Below are 24,548 nucleotides of genomic sequence, written 5' to 3' on the forward strand. Positions count from 1 at the left end.
AGGAACGCACTGTGATACAAATGCAGACTTACCTGAAGGTAGCAGATAACTCCGGAGCAAAGGAGCTTATGTGTATCAGGGTTCTCGGCGGAACACGCAGAAAGTATGCAAACATCGGTGACGTTGTAGTTTGTTCTGTTAAAAAGGCAACACCAGGCGGAGTTGTTAAAAAGGGCGACGTTGTTAAAGCAGTAATCGTTCGTTCAGCAAAGGGTCTTCGCCGTGCAGACGGAACTTATATCCGTTTCGACGAAAACGCTGCTGTTATTATTAGAGATGATAAAAATCCAAGAGGTACTCGTATCTTTGGACCAGTTGCTAAGGAGCTCAGAGAAAAGGATTATATGAAGATCCTGTCACTTGCTCCGGAAGTTCTTTAATTTGGAGGTGTCGTAACAATGAATAAGGTACACGTTAAAACAGGCGACACCGTCGTTATCCTTTCCGGTAAGGATAAGGGTAAGAAGGGCAAGGTCCTGGAAGTTTCCCCAAAGGAGGGAAAGGTAATCGTTGAGGGTCTTAACATTGCTACAAAGCACGTTAAGCCAAGACGTCAGGGCGAGCAGGGCGGAATCGTAGAGGCTGAGGCTGCAATGTACGCTTCAAAGGTACAGGCAGTTTGCCCTAAGTGCGGCAAGCCAACAAGAGTCGCTCATAAGTTCCTTGAGGACGGTACTAAAGTCAGAGTTTGCAAGAACGCAGACTGCGGCGAAGAATTTTAATTAGGAGGATATTACGATGGCTAGACTTAAAGAATATTATGTTAGCGACGTAGCTCCTGCTATGATGAAGAAATTCCAGTACGCTAACGTTATGCAGATCCCAAAGCTTGATAAGGTAGTTATCAACGTGGGCTGCGGTGCAGATAAGGATAACAAGAAGGTTATCGACGCTATTATGACTGATCTGGCTGCTATCACAGGACAGAAGCCGATCGTTTGTAAGGCAAAGAAGTCCGTTGCTAACTTCAAGCTGAGAGACGGACAGATCATCGGCGTTAAGGTAACGCTGAGAGCAGAGAAAATGTATGAATTCGTTGACAGACTTTTCAACGTAGCATTTCCTCGTGTAAGAGACTTCAGAGGCATCAACCCTAACTCATTCGACGGCAGAGGCAACTACTCTACCGGTCTTAAGGAGCAGCTGATATTCCCTGAAATCGAGTACGATAAGATCGACAAGGTTCGTGGTATGGATATCAACTTTATCACAACTGCAAACACGGACGAAGAGGCAAAAGAGCTGCTTTCACTTATGGGCGCTCCATTTGCCGATAAGTAAGAGGAGGATTAAAAATGGCTAAGAAGGCTATGATAAACAAGCAGCAGGCTACGCCTAAATATTCCACTCGTGCTTACAACAGATGTAAGATTTGCGGAAGACCTCACGCTTATCTGAGAAAGTTCGGCGTATGCCGTATCTGTTTCAGAGAATTGGCTCACGAGGGTAAGATTCCGGGAGTTAAGAAGGCTAGTTGGTAAAAGGAGGTTAACACGCATGCAAATTACTGATACAATAGCGGATCTTCTTACAAGAATCCGTAACGCAAGTACTGCGAAGCACGCAACAGTTGACGTTCCTGCATCTAATATGAAGAAGTCAATCACACAGATCCTCGTTGACGAAGGATATGTTAAGGACTTCAAGATCATTGAAGACGGTAAGCAGGGTATCATTAGAATTACTCTTAAATATGACGAGAACAGAAATCCAGTAATCACAGGCCTCAGAAGAGTTTCTAAGCCTGGTCTGAGAATTTACGCAAGCTGCGAGGATATGCCAAAGGTAATTAAGGGCCTTGGCGTAGCGATCGTATCAACATCAAAGGGCGTAATTACTGACAAGAAGGCTAGAGAGCTCAATGTCGGCGGCGAAGTTCTCGCATTCATCTGGTAAGGAGGACTAAGTTATGTCAAGAATAGGTATTAAGCCAATTAGTGTTCCTGCAGGTGTAGAGGTTACTGTTGCAGACGGAAACGTAGTTACAGTAAAGGGTCCTAAGGGTTCACTCACAAAAGAGTTCCACAAGGATATGATCATAAAGTGTGCAGACGGTGTGATCACAGTTGAGCGTCCATCAGAGGATAAGCTCCACAAGTCACTTCACGGTCTGACAAGAACACTCGTACACAATATGGTAGAGGGTGTTACAGACGGTTTCGCAAAGAAGCTCGAGATCGTCGGTGTAGGTTACAGAGCGCAGAAGCAGGGTAAGAACCTTGTAATGAACCTCGGTTTCTCTCATCAGGTAATCGTTCCTGAGACTGATACTATCAAGATCGAAGTTCCAGACGCAAACCACATCGTAATCTCCGGCTGCGACAAGCAGGAAGTTGGTCAGTTTGCTTGTGAGATCCGTGAAAAGCGTCCACCAGAGCCTTATAAGGGTAAGGGTATTCGTTACGAAGGCGAGTACGTTATCCGTAAGGAAGGTAAGGCTGGTAAGGGCAGCAAGAAGTAATAAAAGGAGAGAATTACTATGGTTAAAAAGCTTGACAAGGCTAAGGCAAGAGCAAAAAGACATCAGAGAGTCCGCAACAAGATCAACGGAACTGCAGATTGTCCTCGCCTCAACGTATTCCGCTCCTCTAAGCATATCTATGCGCAGATCATCGACGATGTTAACGGCGTAACACTTTGCAGCGCTTCTTCAATGGCTAAGGACTTTGAAGGCAACGGCGGCAACAAGGAAGGCGCACGCAAGGTCGGCGAAATGATCGCTCAGGCAGCTAAGGCAAAGGGTATCGAGAATGTCGTATTCGACAGAGGCGGCTACCTTTACCACGGACGTGTTCAGGAGTTGGCAGACGGCGCCCGTGAAGGCGGACTTAAGTTCTAAAGAGGAGGGTAAACATTGGCTTTAATAGATGCTTCAAATATGGAACTTGCTGAAAAGGTCGTTGCAATTAACAGAGTATCAAAGACTGTTAAGGGCGGACGTATAATGAAGTTCTCAGCTCTCGTAGTTGTAGGTGACGGAAACGGCGTAGTAGGTTTCGGTATCGGTAAGTCAGGAGAAGTTCCTGACGCAATCAGAAAGGCTATTCAGGACGCCAAGAAGAACCTTATCAGAATTTCTCTGAGAGGAACAACTATTCCTCACGAGATCATCGGTAAGTTCGGCGCAGGCGAGGTTCTGCTTAAGCCGGCAGCTCCAGGTACTGGAGTTATCGCAGGCGGCACAGTAAGAGCCGTTGTAGAGGCTGCAGGCATCAAGGATATCAGAGCGAAGCAGCTTCGTTCAAACAATCCTTACAATGCAGTAAGAGCTACAATCAACGGTCTTGCAAACGTAAGGTCTGCTGAAACAGTAGCAGCCCTCAGAGGCAAGACAGTAAAAGAGATCACAGGCTAAGGAGGATAACAGTTATGGCAATTAACATCGAACTGATCAAGAGCCTTAACGGAAGAAGCGAAAAGCAGATTGCAACAGCTAATTCCCTCGGACTCAGAAAAATCGGGGATAAGACTTGTCAGCCTGACAATCCTCAGACACAGGGAAAGGTAAAGGTTATCTCCCATCTTATTAAAGTAACTGAAGCATAAGGAGGTGCAATACTAAATGAAACTGCACGAATTATCACCTGTTGCAGGCTCTGTAAAGGAGAGCAAGCGTAAGGGTAGAGGTCACGGTTCAGGCAACGGAAAGACAGCCGGCAAGGGACATAAGGGTCAGAAGGCTCGTTCAGGCGGCGGAGTAAGACCGGGCTTCGAAGGCGGACAGACAATGCTCGCTAGAAGAATCCCTAAGCGTGGATTTAACAACATTTTCGCAACAAAGTATGCAGTCGTAAACGTATCAGACCTTGAAAAGTTTGTTGACGGCACAGTTGTAGACGCTGAGCTTCTTAAAGCTTCAGGCATCATCAAGAAGGAACTTGACGGAATCAAGGTCCTCGGAAACGGCGAATTAACTAAGAACCTTACCGTTAAAGCTGCTAAGTTCTCAGCAGCTGCTAAGGAAAAGATTGAAAAGGCAGGCGGGAAGGTTGAGGTGATGTAATTGTGATAGAGACATTTCGTAATGCCTGGAGAGTTCCGGAATTAAGAAAAAAACTTCTATTTACTTTTTTCATCATCATCATTTACAGAATCGGCGGTACGGTACCAGTACCTTACCTCGATTCCGCAGCTCTGTCTGCTTGGTTTTCGGCGAGTGAAAATTCAGGTGACTTTTTCAGCTACCTGAACGTGCTGTCGGGAGGTAACTTCTCTAAGGCTACTCTCCTGGCGCTCTCCGTTTCGCCATATATCAATGCGCAGATCATAATTCAGCTTCTGACCTATGCGCTGCCTCCGCTGGAAAGACTCCAGAAGGAAGGCCCTGAGGGCAGAAAGAAGCTTAACAAGATCACAAAGTATGCTTCTCTTGCGATTGCCATTTTCCAGGCGTGGGCTTATTACCTCACGATGAAAAAGGCAGGCGCAGTTGTCTATACTGACGGATTCAGCAAGATTTTCGCTGAGATCGTTATTATCGCTTGCTTTACAGCAGGTGCGTCGCTTACCATTTGGCTCGGCGATGAGATCAATGAGAAGGGTATCGGAAACGGTATCTCAATGCTCCTCTTCGCAGGTATCATTGCAAGAGGTCCTTCAGCTGTACTCAGTCTCTTCGATTATATGAAGACCGGCGAGGCTAAGAACATCATTCTTGTTATCTTCATCCTCATCGTGTTCGTTTTGATGATCGGTTTCATCATCTTTATGAACGAGGCTGAAAGACGTATCCCGATACAGTACGCAAAGAGAGTTGTCGGAAGAAAGCAGTACGGCGGTCAGAATACTTTTATTCCTATCAAGATCGCAATGAGCGGTGTTATGCCGATCATCTTCGCAATGGCATTTATGTCACTTCCTTCTACACTCAAGATGTTCATTGAACCAAAGAGCGGAAGCTTCTACGATCACTTCCTCAAGTGGTTCGAGTACACTCATCCGTTCTATGCTTGTCTGTACTTTGTACTGATCATCGGTTTCAACTATTTCTACGTTTCAATGCAGTATAACCCACTTGAGATCGCAAACAACCTCAGACAGAATAACGGCGGTATCCCTGGTATCAGACCGGGCAGACCAACATCCGATTATCTTAAGAAGGTTCTGTCAAAGATAACATTGGTAGGAGCTGTGTTCCTCGGAATCATCGCTATCTTCCCTATTATCTTTTCTTCGATCACAAAGATGAATATTGCGATGGGCGGTACTTCGATACTTATCGTTGTTTCCGTTGCACTTGAAACAGCAAGAACTATGGAATCTCAGATGATGATGCGTCATCATAAGGGCTTCCTTGAATAAGATCCATTAGCTTTACGTTAGAGATAAAAAGGAGTTAAAAATGAATATTATTCTTTTAGGCGCTCCCGGTGCGGGAAAAGGAACACAGGCTGAGGTTATTTGCGAGGCTCTGAAAATTCCTACGATTTCTACTGGCAATATGCTCAGAGCGGCTGTTAAGGCCGGTACTGAGTACGGTCTCAAGGCTAAGGCTGCAATGGATGCTGGTGACCTTGTTTCTGACGATATCGTGATCGGTATCCTCAAGGACAGGATCGCTGAGCCTGACGCTCAGAATGGTTTCATTCTCGACGGCTTCCCAAGAACAGTTCCTCAGGCTGAGGCGCTGGACGCTATGGGCGTTAAGATCGACAAGGTAATCGAGATCTACGTTCCTGATGAGACTATTCAGCAGAGACTTTCAGGCAGAAGAGTTTGCCTTGACTGCGGCGCTACTTATCACACAGCTTTCAAGCCTTCAAAGGTAGAGGGCGTATGTGATGTTTGCGGCAAGCCTATCGTTATCCGTAAGGACGACGAGCCTGCAACAGTTATCAGCAGACTTCAGACATATCACAAATCGACCGCCCCTCTCAAGGATTATTACGGTAAGCAGGGCAAGCTTGTTACCGTTGAGGGACAGGACAAGGTAGAGGACACTTCAAAGCTCGTCCTCGAAGCCGTTAAGGCATAGAATCCGAGGCGTTTTTAAATGATATGCGTTAAATCAAATAAAGAGATCGAGAAAATGCAGAAGGCGGGAGCAATAACCGCCGGAGCATTGATCGCTGCGGGCGAGGCTATCAGACCGGGTATGACTACCTACGAGCTCGATAAAGTCGTTCACAGATATATTACCTCACACGGCGCTAAGCCAAGCTTTTTGGGCTACGGCGGATTCCCAGGTTCAGCCTGCATTTCCGTCAACGATGAGATAATACACGGTATCCCCGGTCCTAGAAAAATTCAGGAAGGCGACATCGTTTCAGTAGACGTCGGCGCTTATATCGACGGCTATCACGGCGATTCCTGCAAAACTTTCGCTGTCGGAAAAATTTCTCCTGAGGCGGAAGCACTTATGAAGTCAACTGAGGAAAGCCTTTATCTTGCAATAGATATGGTAAAGCCGGGCGTAAGACTTGGCGACCTCGGTGCGGCAATTCAGAAGTACAATGAGGACAATGGATTCTCGGTCGTAAGACAGTTCGTCGGCCACGGCGTTGGAAGAGATCTTCACGAAGATCCGGAAGTTCCAAACTACGGCAAAGCAGGTCACGGAATCAGACTTGTGGCTGGTATGGTCATCGCTATCGAGCCTATGATAAATATGGGCACGGCAGATATCAAGACTATGCCTGATGGTTGGACTGTCAAAACCAGAGACGGCAAATGGGCCGCTCATTTTGAGCATACAATCGCTGTTACTCCCGATGGGGCAGTTATCCTGACCAAGGTATGACGGAGAAAAGCGTTGTAGATATACAGGTCGGCAACATCGTCAAAGCGAACGCAGGCCGTGATAAAGGCAGATATTTTGTTGCGATAGCTGCCAGCGGCGGCTTTGTGTATATCGCAGACGGCAAGGAGCGCAAGCTTCAAAAGCCAAAGCGAAAGAACCCAAAGCACATTTCACCTGCGGGCGTCAATATCGATGTGACAGGGCTGACAAACAGAAAGTTAAGACAGCTGATAAACAAGGTTTTGACCCAAACCGAATTTCAGCAGACCCAAAGCCTTTTAGATGGGGAGGTTTTTTAATGTCAAAGGAAGACGTTATCGAACTTGAGGGAACGGTCATTGAGGCTAAGCCTAATGCAACGTTTCTGGTAGAACTTTCAAACGGTCATAAAATCCTTGCTCATATTTCGGGTAAGCTTCGTATGAATTATATTCGTATCGTGCCCGGAGATAAGGTAACGGTCGAAATGTCACCGTATGACTTGACAAAAGGAAGAATCACCTGGAGAGCTAAGTAAGCTTTCCTAATAAGTTTAAGAATTTATAATTCTTGTCGCTAAATTCAAAGGAGGTATTTCAATGAAAGTAAGACCTTCAGTTAAGCCAATCTGCGAGAAGTGCAAGGTAATCAAGAGAAAAGGCAAGATAATGGTTATCTGCCAGAATCCTAAGCACAAACAACGTCAGGGCTAACAAACCAATAATGGAGGTGCAGCTAAATAATGGCTCGTATTGCTGGTATCGACCTGCCAAAGGATAAGAGAATTGAAATTGCTCTTACTTATATCTATGGTATAGGTCAGAAGACTGCTACTAAGATTCTTAATGAAACAGGCGTAAATCCTGACACAAGAGTTAAGGATATGTCTGAGGACGATGTAGCTAAATTGCGTGAATATATTGACCACAACATCACAGTTGAGGGTGACCTCAGAAGAAATGTTGCGCTCAATATCAAGAGATTGACAGAAATCGGTTGTTATCGTGGTCTTCGTCACAGAAGAGGTCTCCCTGTAAGAGGTCAGAGAACTAAGACCAACGCAAGAACTCGTAAGGGTCCTGTAAAGACAATCGCTAATAAGAAGAAGTAAGGAGGGTGTGAACAATGGCTCAGGCTAAGAAGAAGACTACTATCCGTCGTCGTCGTGAAAGAAAGAACATTGAACAGGGACAGGTTCATATCCAGTCTACTTTTAACAACACCATCGTAACTATTACAGATATGCAGGGCAATGCTATTTCTTGGGCATCTGCCGGCGGACTCGGCTTCAGAGGTTCTAAGAAGTCTACTCCATTCGCTGCTCAGACAGCTGCTGAAACTGCTGCTAGAGCTGCTAAGGAGCACGGCCTTAAGACAGTTGAAGTTTTCGTAAAGGGACCTGGTGCTGGCCGTGAAGCTGCTATCAGAGCTTTGCAGTCAGAGGATCTGGAAGTTAGACTTATCAAGGATGTAACTCCGATCCCTCACAACGGATGCCGTCCTCCTAAGAGAAGACGTGTATAGTTCATTAGACAATTTGAGTTTGTAGTTTACTCAAAGTCGGGTAAGCAATTCGGCTAAGACCCGATAACATTTTAGAAAACGGAGGTATTTACTATGGCAGTAAATAGAGAACCAATCCTTAAGAGATGTAAGTCTCTTGGTATCAGCCCAATGGTTATGGGTATTGCAAAGGAAACAAAGCGTGATCCTAATGCAAATAAGAGAAAGAAAGTTTCAGAATACGGTATGCAGCTCAAGGAAAAGCAGAAGCTGAAGTTCATCTACGGCGTGCTTGAGAAGCAGTTCCGTCATCTGTTCGAGCTTGCTGAGAAGATGGAAGGTCAGGCCGGTGCCAACCTTATCACACTTCTTGAGTCAAGACTTGACAGCGTTGTTTTCAGAATGGGCCTTGCTATGACAAGAAGAGAGGCTCGTCAGCTCGTTGTTCACGGTCACTATCTTGTAAATGGCAAGAGAGTTGACATTCCTTCTTACAGGATCAAGGAAGGCGACGTTATCTCACTTAAGGAAAACAGCAAGAAGAGCGAGAAGTTCAAGCAGATCATCGAAGCAACTGCTTCAAGAACAACTCCTACCTGGCTTGATGTAAACAAGGACAACCAGACTGCTAAGGTTCTTCGTTTGCCAGTTAAGGAAGACCTTGACTATGACATCGAGGAGCACCTCATCGTCGAGTTGTATTCTAAATAATGTATTGATAGTGGTTCTCTCGGTATGCACTCATCGTGGGTGCGTATCGGAGAAATACTTGATATGTTTTTGGAAGTGCATATGCTGATAACAGATAAAACAATCGAGTTTGAAAACAGGAGGGTTTTAAATGCTTGAAAAAATAGAAAAGCCTGAAATCGAAACGGCCGAGCTTAAGAGCAACGGAACATACGGCAAGTTTATTCTCGAGCCTCTGGAGCGTGGCTATGGTATTACGCTCGGAAACAGTCTGAGACGTGTACTACTCTCCTCTTTGCCAGGCGTCGCCGTTACTTCGGTAAAAATTGACGGTGTACACCACGAACTATCAACAATTCCCGGAGTTAAGGAAGATGTTACTGAGATCATTCTTAACCTCAAGGGTTTAACTGCAAAGCTATACGGCGAAGGCCCTAAGACTATCTACATTGAAGCAGAAGGCGAGTGCGTTGTTACCGCCGGAGACATCAAGACAGATTCTGAGGTCGATATCCTTGTTCCTGATATGCACATCGCTACATTGGGACCAGGCGCTAAGCTTTATATGGAAATTACCATCGACAGAGGCCGTGGATATGTTTCTGCGGAGAAGAATAAGGCTCTTATGCCTAATGCCCCTATCGGTGTTATTGCAGTAGACAGTATTTATACGCCGGTATTAAAGGTGAACTTCACGGTGGACAACACCCGTGTTGGACAGATCACCGACTTTGATAAGCTTACTTTGGAGGTTTGGACAGACGGTACTATCTCCGCAAAGGAAGCTGTATCTATGGCAGCCAAACTCCTCAACGAGCATCTAAATCTCTTCGTTGATCTCTCTGAAGAGACCAATGTTGTTGAGATGATGGTTGAAAAAGATGAAAAGGGAAAGGAAAAGATCCTTGAGATGACCATTGAGGAACTTGACTTATCCGTGCGTTCATTTAACTGTCTCAAGCGTGCAGGAATTAACACGGTTAACGATTTGATTGAAAAGTCTGCTGAAGAGATGATGAAGGTAAGAAACCTTGGTAAGAAGTCATTTGACGAGGTCAAGGAGAAGCTTCATTCATTGGGTTACGACCTTAATTCAGAAGACGATAATTAAAGTAAGGAGTGAAAATCTATGCCAGGCACAAGAAAGCTGGGAAGAACTAGCGAGCAGAGAAAAGCAATGCTCAGAGCTATGGTTACTTATCTTCTCGAAAACGGTAAGATTGAAACCACTGTAACAAGAGCTAAGGAAGTTGCTGCTATGACTGAGAAAATGATTACTCTCGGCAAGGCAGGAGACCTCCACTCAAAGCGTCAGGTACTTTCTTATGTTACTAAGGAAGCTGTTGCTAAGAAGCTGTTTGACGAGATCGCACCTTCATATGAGGGAAGAAACGGCGGCTACACAAAGATCATCAAGATCGGCCCTCGTCGTGGCGACGCTGCTGAAATGGCTATCATTCAGTTGGTTTAATAGTTTTATAATTTACGATTTATAAAACACAAATTTTGCGATTTTAGAATTTAAGGCTGTATCCTTCGGGGTACAGCCTTTTTTGTGTTGCTTGCAATTTTTCGGCGAATTATGGCGTGTGATAAACTGCATATAGTGATTTGGGTAGGGGCGAACATCGTTCGCCCGTCAGCTTGTTGAAAAGTCCGAAACAAGTGGGACGTCGAGGACGCAAATTGTTGTGAGCTTCGTCGAACAACAATTTTCCCCTACATATTTATACGAGCGCCTTTCCAAGTTTGTCGATAAATTTGCTGCCTGCAATGCCGTTTTGTTTGTATCCCCATTTTTTCAACAGGGCGTTGACGGATTTTTTAGTGCCTTCGCCGAAAATATTGTTTTTATCAAGGTTGACGTTGTGCAGGCCTTTATTTTTTGCGATCATAAGAAGATACTTTAAGGCGAGGACTGTGGAATTTTTATCGCCCTTTTTGCAGCCGCTTGTATCGAGTGCTTTTTTGTCGGGCTTTGAGGTTTCTGAGCCGCTGAGGTTGTTAAGTCCGCCTGCTCTGATGATAGAGGGGTAGTCTTTGTATGCGTAATTGCAGTCGCAGCTGCCGTTTACGCCGTTGACAGTGGCTTTGCTGGTGTATTGCCACATTCCGTAGCTTTCGGCGCTTGGTTTTGCAACGTCAAAATGTGCGACCCAGATATCAAAGCGGTATTTCACCTTGTCGGAAACTTTGCGGCTGAGGAAATCCGCATAGCTGTAAAGGGCGGCGTAATAGCCGCTTTTTTCAAGGTGTGTGCAAAATGCGGTTACAATCTTGTCGATAGCTTCACGGGGAAGCTCGTTTTGGGAAGCGTCCTCGATATCGAATGCAAGGGGATATTCAAAGGTCTTGCCCTTGACGGCTTCAAGGAAGGTTTTCGCTTCCGCAAGGGCGTCGGCTTCTGTTAGGGCGTAGGAATACCAATATGCGCCGACTTTCAGACCGGCTTTTTTGGCGGCTTGATAATTTCGCTCAAAGCTTTCGTCCTTTTGCTTTGCATATTTGCCGTAGCCTGCGTTTAGCATTACGAAGGTGTAACCAGCGGCGGCGACTTTTTCAAAATCCACTATCCCCTGCCAATGGGAAACGTCAATGCCCTTGGCTTTTTCAGTTGTTTTGGTCGTTGCCATTTTTGTCACCTCCTGACTTCTTTACCGACTGCGTTCCGAAATAAAATGATATCACCACGGTGAAAACTGTGATAAACTGCTCTGAGCTGACGATACTTTTCAGCGCCAGCAGACAGAACACCCCTGTGAGGGCAAGGGTCACAAGGCTTTTCACGTCGATGAGTTTTGCCAATTTTTCTTTGAGTTTCAACAATATCTCTCCCTTTCCAGATCTGTTATCTTTTGCTCCGCCGCCGTGACACGGGCGATGAGGGCGTTGTGCTCGGCGACGGCCTGTTCCAGCCTATCTATCCTATATATAATAAGCCGCTCGGAGGCTTCCTGTGACTTTCGGTTCTCTTTGGCTTCCGAACGTGAGATTATGAGCTGGCAGGCTATGCTGGCGGCCGCTGCGATAAATGCTGCTAGGATCGCTTCCATAAAGATCACCTCCAAATAAATAATTTTGCTTGAAATTCCGTCTGCAAGAGGGCATTGCAGACAGGCCTTTCACTTATCCCGAAAAAGGGGCGAAAAGTTGCATAAAAAATGCAACAATTGCTGAAATGTTGCCAAATTAAAAGATAAATCATTTGTTTATACAAATATATTGCGGCAAAATTGACATAGTTGCACAATGATTTTTGACCCGATTTTGTATAAGTTAAAATAGCCATAAAGGGCAAAAAGTTTATATCACAAAGTGCTGAGATACTATTGACAGGCAGTAAAATGAATGATATTATAAACAAAGACAACATCGCAGGATAGGCTTGCGGTGCTGTCTTATAAGAAAATATGAACAAGTTAAGAAGTCATAGATCAATTTATGCAAAAATAGAAAGGACTGATCCAATGGAATTTTGTGAGACTTATTCAAACCGCAAGCTTTTTTGCAGCGGCTGGGAATTTTATAAGGCAAAGCTTGGGGAAGACTATAGCGAAAGCTTCCCTTTCAAGGCGGTGGATATCCCCCACGACTGGCTTATCTACAATGTAAACGACCTGTACGAGAACTCCACGGGCTGGTACAGAAAGACTTTTTCTTATGAGAAAAAAGAGGGCGTGAGAAGCTATATCCGCTTTGACGGCGTTTATATGGACAGCAAGGTTTATGTGAACGGCCAGCTTGCAGGCGAATGGAAGTACGGATATTCGGCGTTTATGTTCGATATCACCGATCTTATCAAGGACGGCGAGAACGTTATTATGGTGAGGGTGGATCATCATTCGCCGAACTCGAGATGGTATTCGGGCGCTGGTATTTTCCGCAAGGTCTGGCTTTGCGAAAGCCCCGAAATTCGTTTCGGCAATGACGGCATTTATATTTCCGCCAAGAAAGACAATGATAGCTGGGAAGTTTCCTGCACCGCTGAAATGCTCCGTCCAAAGGGCAGAGCCCTTGGTGATATCCGCATAAGAAACACTATCATCGACCCTGAGGGAAAGATTGTTGAAGTCCGTGAATCGGACGCTTGCGCTGCGGATATTTCCTGTATCCCCGAGGCGGTTCGTGTTGAGGGCGTTGACTATTCGCTGACAACGCAGAATTTTGTTGTGAAGAGCCCTATGATATGGGATATCGACGATCCGAAGCAGTATGAAATGGTGTCTGAGATAATCGTTGGCGGCGAGTGCGTGCAGCGCATTTGTCAGAAGTTCGGCTTCAGGACGATAAAGTTCACCTGCGACAGCGGTTTTTATCTCAACGGCAGACACGTTAAGCTTCACGGCTCTTGCGAGCACCACGATAACGGCTGCTTAGGTTCGATCTCAAACCCTGCGGCTATCAGAAGAAGATTTAAAAAGCTGCGCAAAATGGGCATTAATGCCATTCGTACTTCACACAATATGCCTGCGGAAGAGTTTATGGATATCGCCGACGAGACCGGTATGCTTATCCTCTCCGAGGGCTTTGATATGTGGGAGCGCTCAAAGACCGATTACGATTATGCGAGATTTTTTGACGAGTGGGTAGAAAAGGACGTTGCTTCTTGGGTTCGCAGAGACAGAAATCGCCCGTCTATCATAGGCTGGAGCGTTGGCAACGAGATATTTGACACCCACGCAGATGAGAGAGGACAGGAAGTTACGGCTTGGCTCAAGAGGCTTGTGCGCCTGCACGACCCCGATGGCAACGGCTATGTAACATTCGGTTCAAACTATATGCAGTGGGAAAATGGTCAGAAGTGCGCTGATATCCTCAAATTGGCAGGATATAACTACGGCGAGAGACTTTATGACGAGCACCACGCCGCTCACCCCGACTGGGCGATATACGGCAGCGAGACTGCTTCCGTTGTTCAGAGCCGTGGAATTTATCACTTCCCGCTCAAGGAGACCTTGCTGACGGACGACGACGAGCAATGCTCTGCTTTGGGCAACAGCTGCACAGGCTGGGGCGCAAAGAACACAGAGGCTTGCATTATACCCGACCGTGACGCAAAATACTGCGCTGGTCAGTTTATTTGGACGGGCTTTGACTACATCGGCGAGCCGACGCCATACAGCACAAAGAACTCCTATTTCGGACAGTTCGACACCGCAGGCTTCCCGAAGGACAGCGCATACGTTTTCCGTGCGGAATGGACTTGCTATAAGGATGACCCATTCGTGCACATTTTCCCATACTGGGATTTCAGCGACGGAATGCCTTGCGATGTGAGAGTTTGCTCGAATGCGCCGAGGGTTGAGCTTTTCAAGGACGGCGTTTCGCTGGGTGTGTTCGATATCGACCACGAAAAGGGAAAAGTCCTCACGGCGGATTATATTATCCCATATGAAAAGGGCGAGCTGAAGGCTTACGCTTATGACGAGGACGGAAATGTTATCGCTGAGGATATCCAGCGCTCATTCGGCGACGCTGCAAAGCTTGAAGTCTTGGCGGACAAGGCTGAGATCGCAGCGGACGGCACGGACCTTATTTATCTTGAAGTTTCGGCTTTGGACAAGGACGGAATTTTCTGCGCAAATGCAAACAATCGTGTTGAAGTCAAGGTCGAGGGTGCGGCAAGGCTTATGGGTCTTGACAACGGCGACAGCACGGATTACGATCAGTACAAGGGCACTTCAAGACGGCTGTTTTCGGGCAAAATGCTGGCTGTTATCGGGGCGACGGACAAGACGGGCGATATAAAGGTGACGTTCACATCAAAGGGACTTCCCGACAGCGTAATAGAGCTGAAAGCCGTTGCGGCGGACTTTGACGAGGGTACTTCCTGCGTTGAAAATGTTTGCGAAATGGCTGCGGCGGAGACAGAATGCGGCAGGACTGACGAGATACCTGTTAGAAAGCTGGAGCTTATTTCTGACGGGCTGACATTCAACGCTGACAAGCCGGAAATGATCGTGAAGTGCGCAGTTTATCCTGCAAACTCCGATTATGCGGACGAGATCGAATACAAGATCACGACTGAAAAGGGAATAACGTCTAACCTTGCGGAGTGCGAGCCTTGCGAGGGCGGCGTAAAGGTCAAGGCATTGGGCGACGGAAGCTTTTGGGTGCGTGCGATGTGCCAAAACGGCACGAATCGCTATCACATTATCTCAATGTTGAAATTCACGGCAGAGGGGCTTGGCAGTGCACTTACCGACCCTTACAAGTTCGTTATCGGCGGACTTTTCACCAGGGCAAGCGACAATATCTCCAGCGGAATGCAAAAGGGTGTATGCTTTGCGACGGGCAAGGTCTCCTCTTGGGCGGCATATGACAATCTTGATTTCGGCAGCGCAGGTGCTGACACTTTGACAGTTCAGATATGGGCGAACACTCTCGACCCTGTTAAGATCAGTTTCTATGACGGAATTCCGACAGAGGGCGGCAAGCTTTTGGGCACATTCGATTATCACAAAGAGCCTGAGTGGATGGTATTCAAGCCGGAGACTTTCAAGCTTTCGAGAAAGCTCAAGGGCATTGAGACGCTTTGCATCGAGACCGAGGACGGCTTCCAAGTGGGCGGCTTCACATTCGACAAGATCGACCGTGAATATTCCGAGAACTTTGCGGCTGAGGCTGACAACATTTACGGCGACAAGTTCACAAAGGGCGAAAAGTGCGTAACAGAGATCGGCAACAACGTTATGCTTGATTTCGGCGAGTTCGATTTCGGCGAAAATGCGCCTAGCAGGCTTGTTATCAGCGGAAGATCGCCGCTTGCGCTCAACAGTATCCACCTTATTCTTGGCGGAGAGGCTGGCGAAAAGCGTATCCTCTGCGAATTCAGGACTGACGACGGCGAAAACTTCGTTCAGAAGAGCTTTGACCTTTCGGGCATAAGCGGCAGGCAGAAAGTTGCATTCGCATTCCTGCCGGGCAGCAATTTCGACTTTGAATGGTTTAAGTTTGAGAAGTAATTTTGGGATAATTTATATGATTTTGTACGGGCGGCTATTTGTGGTCGCCCGTTTTTTGTTTGTGATATTGTTGATATTAATGACATATGTAAAATCTGTCGAAAAGTGACGGCTTCTTTTTATGGGATATTGTTGCATATGCTGGTAAAATGTGATATAATGTTAATAAATCGTTATAATGTTTATATTGTTTGCAACATTTGAAAGAAAGGCGGTGAAAATGGGCGCATATGGATCTTATAGCGCATATTTCAGAGGACGGAACACGGACGCAGACTGTGCGTGAGCACATTTATGAAACGGCGGAGCTTTGCAGAAAGTTCGGCAAGGCGGCAGGGCTTGAAAATCTGTGTTATATCACAGGGCTTTTTCACGATATGGGCAAGCTTTGCGTGGATTTTAACGGCTATATCCTCGGCGAAAATGACTACAAACGAGGGGATATCGACCATTCATTTGCCGGAGCGAAATATCTTAATGAGTTTTGCAAAGAGAAAGGCTTGCCTGTTAAACTATCTGAGACTGCTAACCTTATAGCAAGAGTGATAATCTCTCATCACGGGCTGCACGATTGGTACAACGAGGTGGGCAAAAGCTATTTTGAGAAGCGGATATCCGTTGAGGACAGGTATCAAGAGATAAAACGCAACATTCGGGATATCATTTCTGACGACGAGCTTTCAAAGCTGCTTGAAAAGGCTTCGGAGGAGTATTTTGTTTTTGCAGGCAGGATACAGGAGCTTAGCAAAAAATATGAGGACAAGGCTAAAATAAAGACGGCATTTGCATTTTATATGGGGCTGTTTGAACGCTATATACAGTCTATTCTTGTTGACGCCGACAGAAGCAACACGGCGGAATTTATGACGGACAACAAGCGGCTTGAGATCGAGTGTGACACCAAGCTGTTGTGGCAGGCGATGAATGAAAAAATGGAAGCGCAATGCGAGGAATTTCGCTGTCGGAGGGATAAGATATCAAGACAGCGTATGAGCATTTCTGACAGGTGTTGGGCATTTGCGGACGGCAAGGTGGGAACTTGCAGGCTGGTCGTTCCAACAGGCGGCGGAAAAACGCTTTCAAGCCTGCGGTTTGCCATAAAATATGCTATGAAAAATGATAAGGCAAAGATCATTTATATCGCACCATTTATGTCCATACTGGAGCAAAACAGCGATGTGATATCGTCATTTGTTGATGACAAAAATTTGTTTACCGAGCATTATTCTGACGCACTTGCCAAGGCGCAGACCAGCGAGGAGCTTGACGAGTTTGAGCTGCGGTGTGAACGGCTCGATGCACCTGTTATTGCGGCGACATTCGTGCAGTTTTTGAACTCGATCTTTTTGGGCTCAATGGCGGCGGTAAGGCGTTTTCACAGGCTGGAGAATTCGGTGATAATAATTGATGAAGTTCAGTCTATACCTGTAAAATGCGTTTATATGTTTGATCTTGCGGTGAATTTTCTCACGAAAATATTAGGCTGCACGGCGGTTTTGTGTACTGCGACCCAGCCAAGTCTTGACAGGCTCGATTATCCTATATTGTTTGATGATAACGACAGTATGACGGGGGATTTCACCAAGGACTTTGAACAGTTCAAACGTACAGAGATCGTGCCAAGGCTTAAAATCAGCGGATATACATTCAAAGAGGCAGCAAAGTTTTGCGCTGACAGGTTAAAGGAGAATTGCAACAACAGCTTGCTTTTGGTGGTGAACACAAAGAAAGCGGCTTATGAGATATACAAGGAATTGTCGCAGGACGATGATCTTATTGACAGCGGCACAGAGGTCGTGCATCTTAGTACATATATGTGTCCGCAGCACAGGCGTGATAAGATCTCGCATATAAGGAAGGTGCTTGACAATCACGGCAGGCTGGTATGCATATCCACGCAGCTTATTGAAGCAGGCGTTGATGTGTCGTTTGATTGCACGGTGCGGTCGCTTTCGGGGCTTGATAACATTGCGCAGGCGGCAGGAAGATGTAACAGAAATGGTGAGAAGGACAGCGCAGAGGTCTATGTTATAAACATTGCTGAGGAGGATCTGAGCAAATTGCCCGAGATAAAATGCAGGGCTGGTATCGGCAGGCAGATATTCGATCAGAAATTTGAAGATGTGCTTTGTGATGAAGTCATAGGGCGGTATTTTCACAAGTTTTATGCCGAGCAAAGGGCGGAGCTGTTTTTCCCCACAGCAAAGGCTGACACGACTTTGTTTGAAATGCTATCGCTTAATGAAAAATATCGTGACAAAAAGATAAAACCTTTTTACACCAATCAGGCGTTTGCCACCGCAGGCGATCTTTTTGAAGTGATAGAGGACAATGCTTTCCAAGTGGTAGTGCCGTATAATGACGAGGCTAGGGCGCTCATATGCGATCTTGGCAGCGATATACCTATCGAGGATTTCCGACTTGTGCGGAGAAAGCTTCAGAAATATACTGTAAACACATATTATCGAAGGGTGCTGACAGATGAGGCGGCGTTGGTGTTTTACGAAAAGTACAATGTTTACAGCGTTCTTGATAGTTATTATTCCGATGAGTTCGGGCTGACTATTGACGGCGCAAGCAATGGTTTTCTTTTTGGATAGTTTTTTTATGATGGCTTTGTTTTGGCGCAAAAAAAGTCCCCCAGGGTCTAGCTGGGGGACAACGCCTAAGAACAATGTAATTGACATAATTTCAATCCACGCCATCAGATCAAGCACTCAAATGGCGACAGTAGTATTGTAAACAAGCTAGTTGTACTTGATATTATAAAATTGTAAAAATAATAAAAAAGGGCTTGAAAATTAAAGCACAAATAATAAAAAAGACTTGACAAATAGATTGTTATACAATATAATTAACATAGAAGATATAGTGAAAGGAGGTGGGCTTTATGGTTGAAGAGCTGAAAAAATACAGAAATACTGTTGAGTTTGAAATAACCGCAAGAGAGGCAATGTTTTCTGACGTTATCACTCGTGCAGGGGGCGAAAAGTATTCTTACGATGTGCCGACTTATGAGGCGATGAAGGGCATTACACATAGTATTTATTTCAAGCCGACGTTTATATGGTATATCGACGCTGTGCGTGTTATGAACCCGATAAAGCACATCAGAAAAGGCGTAAGGCCGCTTAAATACGGCGGTGGAAATGATCTTGCATATTACACTTATCTGTGCGATGTGCGGTATCAGGTGCGAGCGCACTTTGAATGGAATATGAACAGGCCTGAACTTGAACAGGACAGGAATGAGAACAAACACCACAACATTGCAAAGAGAATGATCGCTCGGGGCGGCAGACGTGATACTTTTGCCGGAACGAGAGAATGTGCCTGCGAAGTGAGACCTTGCGTTTTCGGCGAGGGCAAGGGCGCATTTGACAACACGGGGGAGATAAACCTCGGGTACTTATACAACGGCATAACTTACGCTGACGAGGCAATTTGCGAAAGCGACAAGGGTATGCTTACGGTGAGATTTGCAGATGTAGTGATGAAAAACGGCATAATCGAATTTATGCGTCCGGAGGATTTCCCGGAAAAACAGAAGAGACATATAAAGGCTATGAAGATAAAGAAGTTCGGCAAAGAACTTGATAATTTCAGCGGACTTGATGAATTTGCAGGAGGTGAGGATATTGAGCTGGGAAAGTGAGATTTATGCGATCTATGACAAAATAAAAATCAACAGTCAGAAGAGTTCGGAAAGCGAGAAAATGCTGCCCATATCTCATTCAACAGCAAGTGCTCAGATCGAGGTAACGATCGACGAGCACGGCAATATGCGCAGCGCTTCTGCTATCGACAAGGAGCAGTCGGAGACGATAATCCCTGTAACAAAGGATTCTATCGCTAAATCAAGCGGCATTTGCGCACACCCTCTGGCGGACAAGCTTATTTATATCGCAGGGGATTACAAGGATTATGCGGTTGGTGCAGAAAAGGACAAGGCAGAGGAGAAATTTGACGCTTATATTACTCAGCTTGAGGACTGGGCGGAAAGCGATTATGCGGCAAGGGGCGTTAAGGCGGTCTATAATTACCTCAAGCAGGGGCGGCTCATAGGCGATCTTATCGGTACTGGGCTGCTGGTGACAGACGATACGGGCAAGCTTGATGATAAGCGCAAGATAGGCATAGCCGTGCAAAAGGATTGTTTTGTGCGGTTCAGGATACAGTATGATGATTTTGACAAGCAGTCTGAGACTTGGAAAGACAATGAGATGTATGAGAGTTTCATTGATTATCTGAACAGCTCTGAGACTGACGGCGAGCTTTGCTATGCAACGGGCAGGTATCTTTCGCCGACTTATAAGCACCCGTCCAAGATACGCAATGGCGGCGATAAGGCGAAGCTTATCTCATCAAATGATGAAAGCGGCTTCACATATCGTGGCCGATTTGACAGCAAGGAGCAGGCTTTGTGCGTAAGTTATGATTTTTCACAGAAATTTCATAATGCGCTTAAATGGCTCATTCAGAACCAAGGTATAGTTTTTTACAGTTATTACGACGATAAGACCAATGAGACACATCACAAGAAGGGCTATCTTGACGGAATGTCCATATTTGCTTGGTCAAGTTCACTTGAACCGCTGCCGAATTTTGCGGAAAGCGCAGAAGAGGTATTTGACTTTGACAATGATGAGAATGCAAATGATAATGCGGCAGAATATGACAGTATGCCATTGTATATGCAGAAGATCAAGCGGATGATCTTTTCAAAGAATGAAGAGGCAGAGGTCAACGCTGACGACAAGGTAATGGTTATGGCGCTGGATTCAGCAGTAACAGGGCGGCTCAACGTTTCTTATTATTCAGAGCTTGCAAGATCAAAGTTCCTTGAGAATGTTGCGAACTGGCACAGGAACACGAGCTGGCTTACTTATATCAGCAAGATCGAAGGCAGAGGCATAAATTCATTTAGCGTGTATGAGATCGTGAACAGAGCCTTTGGCGGCGAGATAGACGGCAAGCTCAAATGCAAGCCGGAGGTGGAAAAGGACAATGTTCTGCGGCTTATCCCTTGCATAATAGAGGGTAGAAGGATACCAGCGGATATCGTGAACGCTTTAATCAGAAAGGCTTCAAAGCCGTTGAGTTATGACAGCACATTCAATCATAATATGGTGGTAAACACGGCCTGCGGAATGATAAGAAAACGATTCAAAGAGGAAGGAAGAGATATTGATATGGCACTTGATGAGAATTGTACAGACAGAAATTATCTGTTCGGCAGACTGCTTGCTGCGGCTGAAAAGGCAGAGCTTGACACTTATGATGACAGCGATAAAAAGTCGAGAGTTCCAAATGCAAGGCGTTATTGGGAAAAATTCGTGCAGAGCCCTTATACTACTTGGGAACGGATATATGAAAAGCTGGATCCATATTTTCAGAAGCTTGGCAACAGCAATCGCTATATGAGAGTTATCAATGAGATAAAGGCTAATTTCACGGTGGAAAGCTATGCTGACGACAGCAGGCTGCAGCCGCTTTATCTTTTGGGATACAGCCATCAGATGAATGAATTTTACAAGAAAAAGGATAACAAAGATAAGACTGAGAACAATGACAAGATTGAGAAGGAGGAATAACAAATGAGCGTACTTGAAAATAAGATAGACTTTATAGCCCTTGTGACGGCGCAGAACGCAAACCCTAACGGCGACCCACTTGACGGCAACAGACCGAGGGAGACTTTCAACGGCAACGGTGAGATATCAGACGTTTGTGTCAAGAGGAAGATCAGAAACCGCTTACAGGATATGGGCGAGAGGATATTCGTTCAGTCGGACGACCGCTGTGACGACGGCGCAGACAGTCTGCGTGCAAGGGCTGAAAATTGCGAAGCTATAAAGAAGGTCAAGAACGGAAAGAAAACGGACAGAGACGCTTTTGCAAAGGCGGCTTGTGAAGAGTGGATAGACGTAAGAAGCTTCGGACAGGTGTTTGCATTCAAGGGCGATGAAGTGTCCGTTGGCATAAGAGGTCCTGTATCAATACAGACGGCGGTAAGCGTTTCGCCTGTTGACATTGAGAGTATGCAGATCACAAAGAGCGTAAATGGTGAAAGCGGAAAGACCTCAAAGGCTTCTGACACAATGGGTACAAAGCACAGAGTTGAGTTCGGGCTTTATGTGATAAAGGGCAGCATAAATTGTCAGTTGGCAGAAAAGACAGGTTTCAGCGACGAGGACGCAGACAAGATAAAGGAAGCTATCAAGACGCTGTTTGAGAACGACTGCTCGTCAGCAAGGCCAGAGGGCAGTATGGAAGTATGTCGCCTTTACTGGTTCAAGCACGAAAGCAAATATCCGAAAACATCTTCTGCAAAGGTGTTCCGTTCATTGAAGATAACGCCGAAAGCAGGGGTTTCAAAGCCTATGGCATTTGATGATTATGACATTGTGCTTGAAGAGCTCCAGGACTGTGTAAAGCCTGAGATATTTGACCTTGTGTAAAGCGGTATGTATAGTGAAGACGATTATCTGATGATATCGGGGCTTCAGCATTACAGCTTTTGCCCCAGACAATGGGCGCTTATCCACATTGAGCAGCAATGGGAGGAAAATCTCCGTACTGTTGACGGGGAGATCATGCACGAAAATGCTCACGATGATAATTTCAGAGAGACGAGAAAAGGCGTGATAATAACACGGGCAATGCCTGTTTCCTCCCGTGAGCTGGGGTTCAGCGGCGAATGTGATATCGTTGAGTTTGTTCCCGACAGCGGCGGTGTTACGCTTGGCGGCAAATGGGAGAAGTACATCCCTGTGCCCATCGAATACAAGAGAGGTTCGCCGAAAAAGGACGATTGCGATATTTTGCAGCTTGCGGCGCAGGCGATGTGCCTAGAGGAAATGCTTTGCTGTGAGATAAAGCAGGGATACATATTTTACGGCGAAACAAGGCGGCGTGAGAAGATCGAGTTTGAAGAGGCTGTGTTCGAAAAGGTTCGGGAATATTCTGAGCAAATGCATAGGCTCTTTGAACGGCGATATACGCCGAAAGTAAAGCGGCGCAAGGGGTGCAATGCTTGCTCGTTGAAGAATTTGTGCCTGCCGGAAATAATGCAGAGCCGAAGCGTAAAGGACTATTTATCCGAGCTGACTGAAAATACGAAGGGGGAAGGTTGAGAACTATGAAGATATTGCTTAACACGCTTTACGTTATGACCCCTGACAGATACTTGTCTCTTGACGGCGAGAATGTTGTTATCAGCAGCGAGGGCAAGGCAGTAGGACGAGTGCCGCTCCACAATCTTGAGCGTATTATGACATTTGGCTATACCGGGGCGAGCCCTGCCCTTATGGGGAAATGTGTGAGCGAGGGTATAGAGCTTGTTTTTATGAAACCGAACGGCCATTTTCTTGCCAGAGTTGAGGGCGAGATAAACGGAAATGTTGTTTTAAGGCGGCAGCAATACAGGATAGCAGACGACAGGAAGAAGAGCCTTGAGATAGCCAAAATAATGATAAGCGGAAAGATTTTTAACGGAAAACAGTCTGTTGAAAGGACTATCAGAGACTATGGCCTTAGGATAGATACAGAGCTTTTCAAGTCAAAGAGCGGATTTTTGAAAACGTCGATACAAAATGCTCTTGAGGCGGTGTCGGCGGACGAATTGAGAGGAATCGAAGGCGAGGCTGCAAGCGTTTATTTCAGCGTGTTTGACGATATGATATTGCAGCAGGGTGAGGATTTTCAGTTTACTGTCAGAAACAAAAGGCCGCCAAAGGACAATGTAAACGCAATGCTTTCCTTTGCTTATTCCCTTGCCACGGGAATGTGCTGTTCGGCGCTGGAATCGGTGGGGCTTGACCCATATGTGGGATTTTTCCACACGGACAGGCCCGGAAGATGTTCGCTGGCTCTTGACCTTGTTGAAGAGTTCAGAGTGCCATTATGCGACCGCTTTGTGTTGAATCTTATCAACAAAAAGATGATAACGGGGAAAGATTTTGTACACCGTGAGGACGGAGCGGTCATACTTACAGACGATGGCAGAAAGACCTTTCTTCAAGCGTGGCAGAAGCGCAAGGAAGAGGTCATTACGCACCCATATTTGAAAGAAAAGGTCAAGTGGGGCATTATGCCGTATGTGCAGGCGCTGCTGCTTGCAAGATATATAAGGGGCGATCTTGATATGTACCCTGTATTTATGTGGAAGTGATAAAATGCTTGTACTGATAACATATGACGTGAATACAGAAACGGCAGCCGGCAGGAAAAGGCTCCGCAAGGTGGCAAAGCAATGCGTTGATTACGGCGTAAGAGTGCAAAACAGCGTATTTGAATGCGTTGTTGACAATGCTCAATGCAGGCTGCTGGTGCACAAATTAACAGATATCATCGACGAGACCAGCGACAGTCTGCGTGTTTATTATCTGGGCAAAAAAGAGAAAGCACGGATTGAGATATACGGCTGCAAAACTGCCATAGATGTGGCAGAGCCTCTGATATTCTGACTGCGAATGCAAAGCGCACATAAAAACCCCGAGACATTCGCAGAGCAGATCGCCCCGAAATGCAGCCGAAAAATATCCGCTCTGCGTGAAAAATAAGAATATCAGAGGATAATTTGTGCAAAGTGTACTGACTGCGCCTGCATTGCAGGGTCGGTATGGTATACTTTTGCAGTCGCTCTCCGCTTGGAGGGCGTGGATTGAAAT

The 24,548-nt window shown here is 45.9% G+C and carries 32 protein-coding genes; 29 read left to right on the forward strand and 3 right to left on the reverse strand.

Translation table 11 applies throughout. The annotated features are described in order from the left end of the window. Positions 1 to 11 precede the first annotated feature (11 nt). From rplN to rplQ, 21 genes are all read left to right on the forward strand, one after another. Complete coding sequence (rplN, locus tag QZ371_RS01405; RefSeq protein WP_295207984.1) at positions 12 to 380, forward strand: 50S ribosomal protein L14; 369 nt, start codon at positions 12 to 14, stop codon at positions 378 to 380. Positions 381 to 398: 18 nt separating this feature from the next. Then, complete coding sequence (rplX, locus tag QZ371_RS01410) at positions 399 to 722, forward strand: 50S ribosomal protein L24 (protein ID WP_022286987.1); 324 nt, start codon at positions 399 to 401, stop codon at positions 720 to 722. Between the two features lie 16 nt (positions 723 to 738). Further along, positions 739 to 1,281, forward strand: coding sequence for a 50S ribosomal protein L5 (gene rplE, locus QZ371_RS01415; protein WP_295207987.1), 543 nt, complete (start codon positions 739 to 741; stop codon positions 1,279 to 1,281). Positions 1,282 to 1,295: 14 nt separating this feature from the next. Then, positions 1,296 to 1,481 carry a type Z 30S ribosomal protein S14 gene (locus tag QZ371_RS01420; RefSeq protein WP_022286985.1) on the forward strand — a complete coding sequence of 62 codons (186 nt, stop codon included), beginning with the start codon at positions 1,296 to 1,298 and terminating at the stop codon, positions 1,479 to 1,481. A gap of 16 nt (positions 1,482 to 1,497) precedes the next feature. Then, complete coding sequence (gene rpsH / locus QZ371_RS01425) at positions 1,498 to 1,896, forward strand: 30S ribosomal protein S8 (protein WP_295207991.1); 399 nt, start codon at positions 1,498 to 1,500, stop codon at positions 1,894 to 1,896. 13 nt (positions 1,897 to 1,909) lie between these two features. Continuing rightward, positions 1,910 to 2,461, forward strand: coding sequence for a 50S ribosomal protein L6 (gene rplF, locus QZ371_RS01430; RefSeq protein WP_295207993.1), 552 nt, complete (start codon positions 1,910 to 1,912; stop codon positions 2,459 to 2,461). Positions 2,462 to 2,479: 18 nt separating this feature from the next. Continuing rightward, positions 2,480 to 2,839, forward strand: a complete 360-nt coding sequence (gene rplR, locus QZ371_RS01435) for a 50S ribosomal protein L18 (RefSeq protein WP_295207997.1) — start codon at positions 2,480 to 2,482, stop codon at positions 2,837 to 2,839. Between the two features lie 15 nt (positions 2,840 to 2,854). Next, positions 2,855 to 3,355, forward strand: a complete 501-nt coding sequence (gene rpsE, locus QZ371_RS01440) for a 30S ribosomal protein S5 (RefSeq protein WP_295208000.1) — start codon at positions 2,855 to 2,857, stop codon at positions 3,353 to 3,355. Positions 3,356 to 3,369: 14 nt separating this feature from the next. Beyond that, entirely contained in the window at positions 3,370 to 3,546 is a 177-nt protein-coding gene (gene rpmD / locus QZ371_RS01445; protein WP_295208004.1) for a 50S ribosomal protein L30, read from the forward strand. 16 nt (positions 3,547 to 3,562) lie between these two features. Further along, the gene (rplO, locus tag QZ371_RS01450) at positions 3,563 to 4,003 is read left to right on the forward strand and encodes a 50S ribosomal protein L15 (protein WP_295208007.1); all 441 of its coding nucleotides are present in this window, start codon (positions 3,563 to 3,565) and stop codon (positions 4,001 to 4,003) included. A gap of 2 nt (positions 4,004 to 4,005) precedes the next feature. Continuing rightward, positions 4,006 to 5,301, forward strand: a complete 1,296-nt coding sequence (gene secY, locus QZ371_RS01455; protein WP_295208009.1) for a preprotein translocase subunit SecY — start codon at positions 4,006 to 4,008, stop codon at positions 5,299 to 5,301. A gap of 40 nt (positions 5,302 to 5,341) precedes the next feature. Further along, complete coding sequence (locus tag QZ371_RS01460) at positions 5,342 to 5,974, forward strand: adenylate kinase (protein WP_295208012.1); 633 nt, start codon at positions 5,342 to 5,344, stop codon at positions 5,972 to 5,974. A gap of 18 nt (positions 5,975 to 5,992) precedes the next feature. Then, a complete protein-coding gene (map, locus tag QZ371_RS01465) occupies positions 5,993 to 6,739 on the forward strand; it encodes a type I methionyl aminopeptidase (protein ID WP_295208015.1) in 747 nt (248 codons plus the stop codon). Then, positions 6,736 to 7,038 carry a KOW domain-containing RNA-binding protein gene (locus QZ371_RS01470; RefSeq protein ID WP_295208019.1) on the forward strand — a complete coding sequence of 101 codons (303 nt, stop codon included), beginning with the start codon at positions 6,736 to 6,738 and terminating at the stop codon, positions 7,036 to 7,038. The genes map and QZ371_RS01470 overlap by 4 nt, the downstream gene beginning before the upstream one ends. Next, positions 7,038 to 7,256 carry a translation initiation factor IF-1 gene (gene infA, locus QZ371_RS01475; protein ID WP_022286974.1) on the forward strand — a complete coding sequence of 73 codons (219 nt, stop codon included), beginning with the start codon at positions 7,038 to 7,040 and terminating at the stop codon, positions 7,254 to 7,256. Before QZ371_RS01470 ends, infA begins: the two co-directional genes overlap by 1 nt. A 61-nt stretch (positions 7,257 to 7,317) precedes the next feature. Beyond that, a complete protein-coding gene (rpmJ, locus tag QZ371_RS01480; protein ID WP_028505010.1) occupies positions 7,318 to 7,431 on the forward strand; it encodes a 50S ribosomal protein L36 in 114 nt (37 codons plus the stop codon). 29 nt (positions 7,432 to 7,460) lie between these two features. Then, positions 7,461 to 7,829, forward strand: coding sequence for a 30S ribosomal protein S13 (gene rpsM, locus QZ371_RS01485; protein WP_022286972.1), 369 nt, complete (start codon positions 7,461 to 7,463; stop codon positions 7,827 to 7,829). A gap of 14 nt (positions 7,830 to 7,843) precedes the next feature. Beyond that, entirely contained in the window at positions 7,844 to 8,242 is a 399-nt protein-coding gene (gene rpsK, locus QZ371_RS01490) for a 30S ribosomal protein S11 (protein ID WP_022286971.1), read from the forward strand. A gap of 93 nt (positions 8,243 to 8,335) precedes the next feature. Further along, on the forward strand, positions 8,336 to 8,932 hold the full coding sequence (gene rpsD, locus QZ371_RS01495; RefSeq protein ID WP_295208027.1) for a 30S ribosomal protein S4: 597 nt from the start codon (positions 8,336 to 8,338) through the stop codon (positions 8,930 to 8,932). 130 nt (positions 8,933 to 9,062) lie between these two features. Further along, positions 9,063 to 10,022 carry a DNA-directed RNA polymerase subunit alpha gene (locus QZ371_RS01500; protein WP_295208031.1) on the forward strand — a complete coding sequence of 320 codons (960 nt, stop codon included), beginning with the start codon at positions 9,063 to 9,065 and terminating at the stop codon, positions 10,020 to 10,022. A gap of 18 nt (positions 10,023 to 10,040) precedes the next feature. After that, positions 10,041 to 10,382, forward strand: coding sequence for a 50S ribosomal protein L17 (gene rplQ / locus QZ371_RS01505; protein ID WP_295208034.1), 342 nt, complete (start codon positions 10,041 to 10,043; stop codon positions 10,380 to 10,382). Between the two features lie 256 nt (positions 10,383 to 10,638). Here the strand turns inward: rplQ and QZ371_RS01510 are convergent, their stop codons facing one another. From QZ371_RS01510 to QZ371_RS01520, 3 genes are read right to left on the reverse strand one after another with little or no spacing between them, the layout of a single operon-like run. Beyond that, positions 10,639 to 11,544, reverse strand: coding sequence for a glycoside hydrolase family 25 protein (locus QZ371_RS01510; RefSeq protein WP_295208037.1), 906 nt, complete (start codon positions 11,542 to 11,544; stop codon positions 10,639 to 10,641). Next, positions 11,522 to 11,734 (reverse strand): hypothetical protein, encoded by a 213-nt coding sequence (locus QZ371_RS01515; RefSeq protein ID WP_295208039.1) that lies wholly within the window; start codon positions 11,732 to 11,734, stop codon positions 11,522 to 11,524. The genes QZ371_RS01510 and QZ371_RS01515 overlap by 23 nt, the downstream gene beginning before the upstream one ends. Further along, positions 11,731 to 11,964 carry a hypothetical protein gene (locus tag QZ371_RS01520; protein ID WP_295208042.1) on the reverse strand — a complete coding sequence of 78 codons (234 nt, stop codon included), beginning with the start codon at positions 11,962 to 11,964 and terminating at the stop codon, positions 11,731 to 11,733. The genes QZ371_RS01515 and QZ371_RS01520 overlap by 4 nt, the downstream gene beginning before the upstream one ends. A 414-nt stretch (positions 11,965 to 12,378) precedes the next feature. Between QZ371_RS01520 and QZ371_RS01525 the strand changes: the two genes are divergently transcribed. From QZ371_RS01525 to cas2, 8 genes are all read left to right on the forward strand, one after another. Continuing rightward, complete coding sequence (locus tag QZ371_RS01525) at positions 12,379 to 15,876, forward strand: sugar-binding domain-containing protein (protein WP_295208045.1); 3,498 nt, start codon at positions 12,379 to 12,381, stop codon at positions 15,874 to 15,876. A gap of 230 nt (positions 15,877 to 16,106) precedes the next feature. After that, a complete protein-coding gene (gene cas3, locus QZ371_RS01530; RefSeq protein WP_295208048.1) occupies positions 16,107 to 18,476 on the forward strand; it encodes a CRISPR-associated helicase Cas3' in 2,370 nt (789 codons plus the stop codon). A 290-nt stretch (positions 18,477 to 18,766) separates the two neighbouring features. Further along, complete coding sequence (cas5c, locus tag QZ371_RS01535; RefSeq protein ID WP_295208050.1) at positions 18,767 to 19,531, forward strand: type I-C CRISPR-associated protein Cas5c; 765 nt, start codon at positions 18,767 to 18,769, stop codon at positions 19,529 to 19,531. Next, positions 19,515 to 21,470 (forward strand): type I-C CRISPR-associated protein Cas8c/Csd1, encoded by a 1,956-nt coding sequence (gene cas8c / locus QZ371_RS01540; protein ID WP_295208053.1) that lies wholly within the window; start codon positions 19,515 to 19,517, stop codon positions 21,468 to 21,470. Before cas5c ends, cas8c begins: the two co-directional genes overlap by 17 nt. A gap of 3 nt (positions 21,471 to 21,473) precedes the next feature. Next, positions 21,474 to 22,337 carry a type I-C CRISPR-associated protein Cas7/Csd2 gene (gene cas7c, locus QZ371_RS01545; RefSeq protein ID WP_295208056.1) on the forward strand — a complete coding sequence of 288 codons (864 nt, stop codon included), beginning with the start codon at positions 21,474 to 21,476 and terminating at the stop codon, positions 22,335 to 22,337. 6 nt (positions 22,338 to 22,343) lie between these two features. Then, positions 22,344 to 23,012, forward strand: coding sequence for a CRISPR-associated protein Cas4 (cas4, locus tag QZ371_RS01550; RefSeq protein ID WP_295208059.1), 669 nt, complete (start codon positions 22,344 to 22,346; stop codon positions 23,010 to 23,012). Between the two features lie 5 nt (positions 23,013 to 23,017). Further along, positions 23,018 to 24,049: a type I-C CRISPR-associated endonuclease Cas1c gene (gene cas1c / locus QZ371_RS01555; protein WP_295208062.1), complete on the forward strand. Its 1,032-nt coding sequence runs from the start codon at positions 23,018 to 23,020 to the stop codon at positions 24,047 to 24,049. A gap of 4 nt (positions 24,050 to 24,053) precedes the next feature. Beyond that, positions 24,054 to 24,344, forward strand: a complete 291-nt coding sequence (gene cas2 / locus QZ371_RS01560) for a CRISPR-associated endonuclease Cas2 (protein WP_295208065.1) — start codon at positions 24,054 to 24,056, stop codon at positions 24,342 to 24,344. The last annotated feature ends 204 nt before the right edge of the window (positions 24,345 to 24,548 follow it).

Source organism: Ruminococcus sp. (assembly GCF_019423705.1).
GTDB lineage: Bacteria > Bacillota > Clostridia > Oscillospirales > Ruminococcaceae > Hominimerdicola.

Bases quoted from the DNA above. Each gene is read 5' to 3' on its own strand.
- rplX (WP_022286987.1), top strand. From the start codon at position 399: ATGAATAAGGTACACGTTAAAACAGGCGACACCGTCGTTATCCTTTCC.
- rplE (WP_295207987.1), top strand. From the start codon at position 739: ATGGCTAGACTTAAAGAATATTATGTTAGCGACGTAGCTCCTGCTATG.
- QZ371_RS01420 (WP_022286985.1), top strand. From the start codon at position 1,296: ATGGCTAAGAAGGCTATGATAAACAAGCAGCAGGCTACGCCTAAATAT.
- rpsH (WP_295207991.1), top strand. From the start codon at position 1,498: ATGCAAATTACTGATACAATAGCGGATCTTCTTACAAGAATCCGTAAC.
- rplF (WP_295207993.1), top strand. From the start codon at position 1,910: ATGTCAAGAATAGGTATTAAGCCAATTAGTGTTCCTGCAGGTGTAGAG.
- rplR (WP_295207997.1), top strand. From the start codon at position 2,480: ATGGTTAAAAAGCTTGACAAGGCTAAGGCAAGAGCAAAAAGACATCAG.
- rpmD (WP_295208004.1), top strand. From the start codon at position 3,370: ATGGCAATTAACATCGAACTGATCAAGAGCCTTAACGGAAGAAGCGAA.
- rplO (WP_295208007.1), top strand. From the start codon at position 3,563: ATGAAACTGCACGAATTATCACCTGTTGCAGGCTCTGTAAAGGAGAGC.
- QZ371_RS01460 (WP_295208012.1), top strand. From the start codon at position 5,342: ATGAATATTATTCTTTTAGGCGCTCCCGGTGCGGGAAAAGGAACACAG.
- map (WP_295208015.1), top strand. From the start codon at position 5,993: ATGATATGCGTTAAATCAAATAAAGAGATCGAGAAAATGCAGAAGGCG.
- QZ371_RS01470 (WP_295208019.1), top strand. From the start codon at position 6,736: ATGACGGAGAAAAGCGTTGTAGATATACAGGTCGGCAACATCGTCAAA.
- infA (WP_022286974.1), top strand. From the start codon at position 7,038: ATGTCAAAGGAAGACGTTATCGAACTTGAGGGAACGGTCATTGAGGCT.
- rpmJ (WP_028505010.1), top strand. From the start codon at position 7,318: ATGAAAGTAAGACCTTCAGTTAAGCCAATCTGCGAGAAGTGCAAGGTA.
- rpsM (WP_022286972.1), top strand. From the start codon at position 7,461: ATGGCTCGTATTGCTGGTATCGACCTGCCAAAGGATAAGAGAATTGAA.
- rpsK (WP_022286971.1), top strand. From the start codon at position 7,844: ATGGCTCAGGCTAAGAAGAAGACTACTATCCGTCGTCGTCGTGAAAGA.
- rpsD (WP_295208027.1), top strand. From the start codon at position 8,336: ATGGCAGTAAATAGAGAACCAATCCTTAAGAGATGTAAGTCTCTTGGT.
- QZ371_RS01500 (WP_295208031.1), top strand. From the start codon at position 9,063: ATGCTTGAAAAAATAGAAAAGCCTGAAATCGAAACGGCCGAGCTTAAG.
- rplQ (WP_295208034.1), top strand. From the start codon at position 10,041: ATGCCAGGCACAAGAAAGCTGGGAAGAACTAGCGAGCAGAGAAAAGCA.
- QZ371_RS01510 (WP_295208037.1), bottom strand. From the start codon at position 11,544: ATGGCAACGACCAAAACAACTGAAAAAGCCAAGGGCATTGACGTTTCC.
- QZ371_RS01520 (WP_295208042.1), bottom strand. From the start codon at position 11,964: ATGGAAGCGATCCTAGCAGCATTTATCGCAGCGGCCGCCAGCATAGCC.
- QZ371_RS01525 (WP_295208045.1), top strand. From the start codon at position 12,379: ATGGAATTTTGTGAGACTTATTCAAACCGCAAGCTTTTTTGCAGCGGC.
- cas3 (WP_295208048.1), top strand. From the start codon at position 16,107: ATGGATCTTATAGCGCATATTTCAGAGGACGGAACACGGACGCAGACT.
- cas5c (WP_295208050.1), top strand. From the start codon at position 18,767: ATGGTTGAAGAGCTGAAAAAATACAGAAATACTGTTGAGTTTGAAATA.
- cas7c (WP_295208056.1), top strand. From the start codon at position 21,474: ATGAGCGTACTTGAAAATAAGATAGACTTTATAGCCCTTGTGACGGCG.
- cas4 (WP_295208059.1), top strand. From the start codon at position 22,344: ATGTATAGTGAAGACGATTATCTGATGATATCGGGGCTTCAGCATTAC.
- cas1c (WP_295208062.1), top strand. From the start codon at position 23,018: ATGAAGATATTGCTTAACACGCTTTACGTTATGACCCCTGACAGATAC.
- cas2 (WP_295208065.1), top strand. From the start codon at position 24,054: ATGCTTGTACTGATAACATATGACGTGAATACAGAAACGGCAGCCGGC.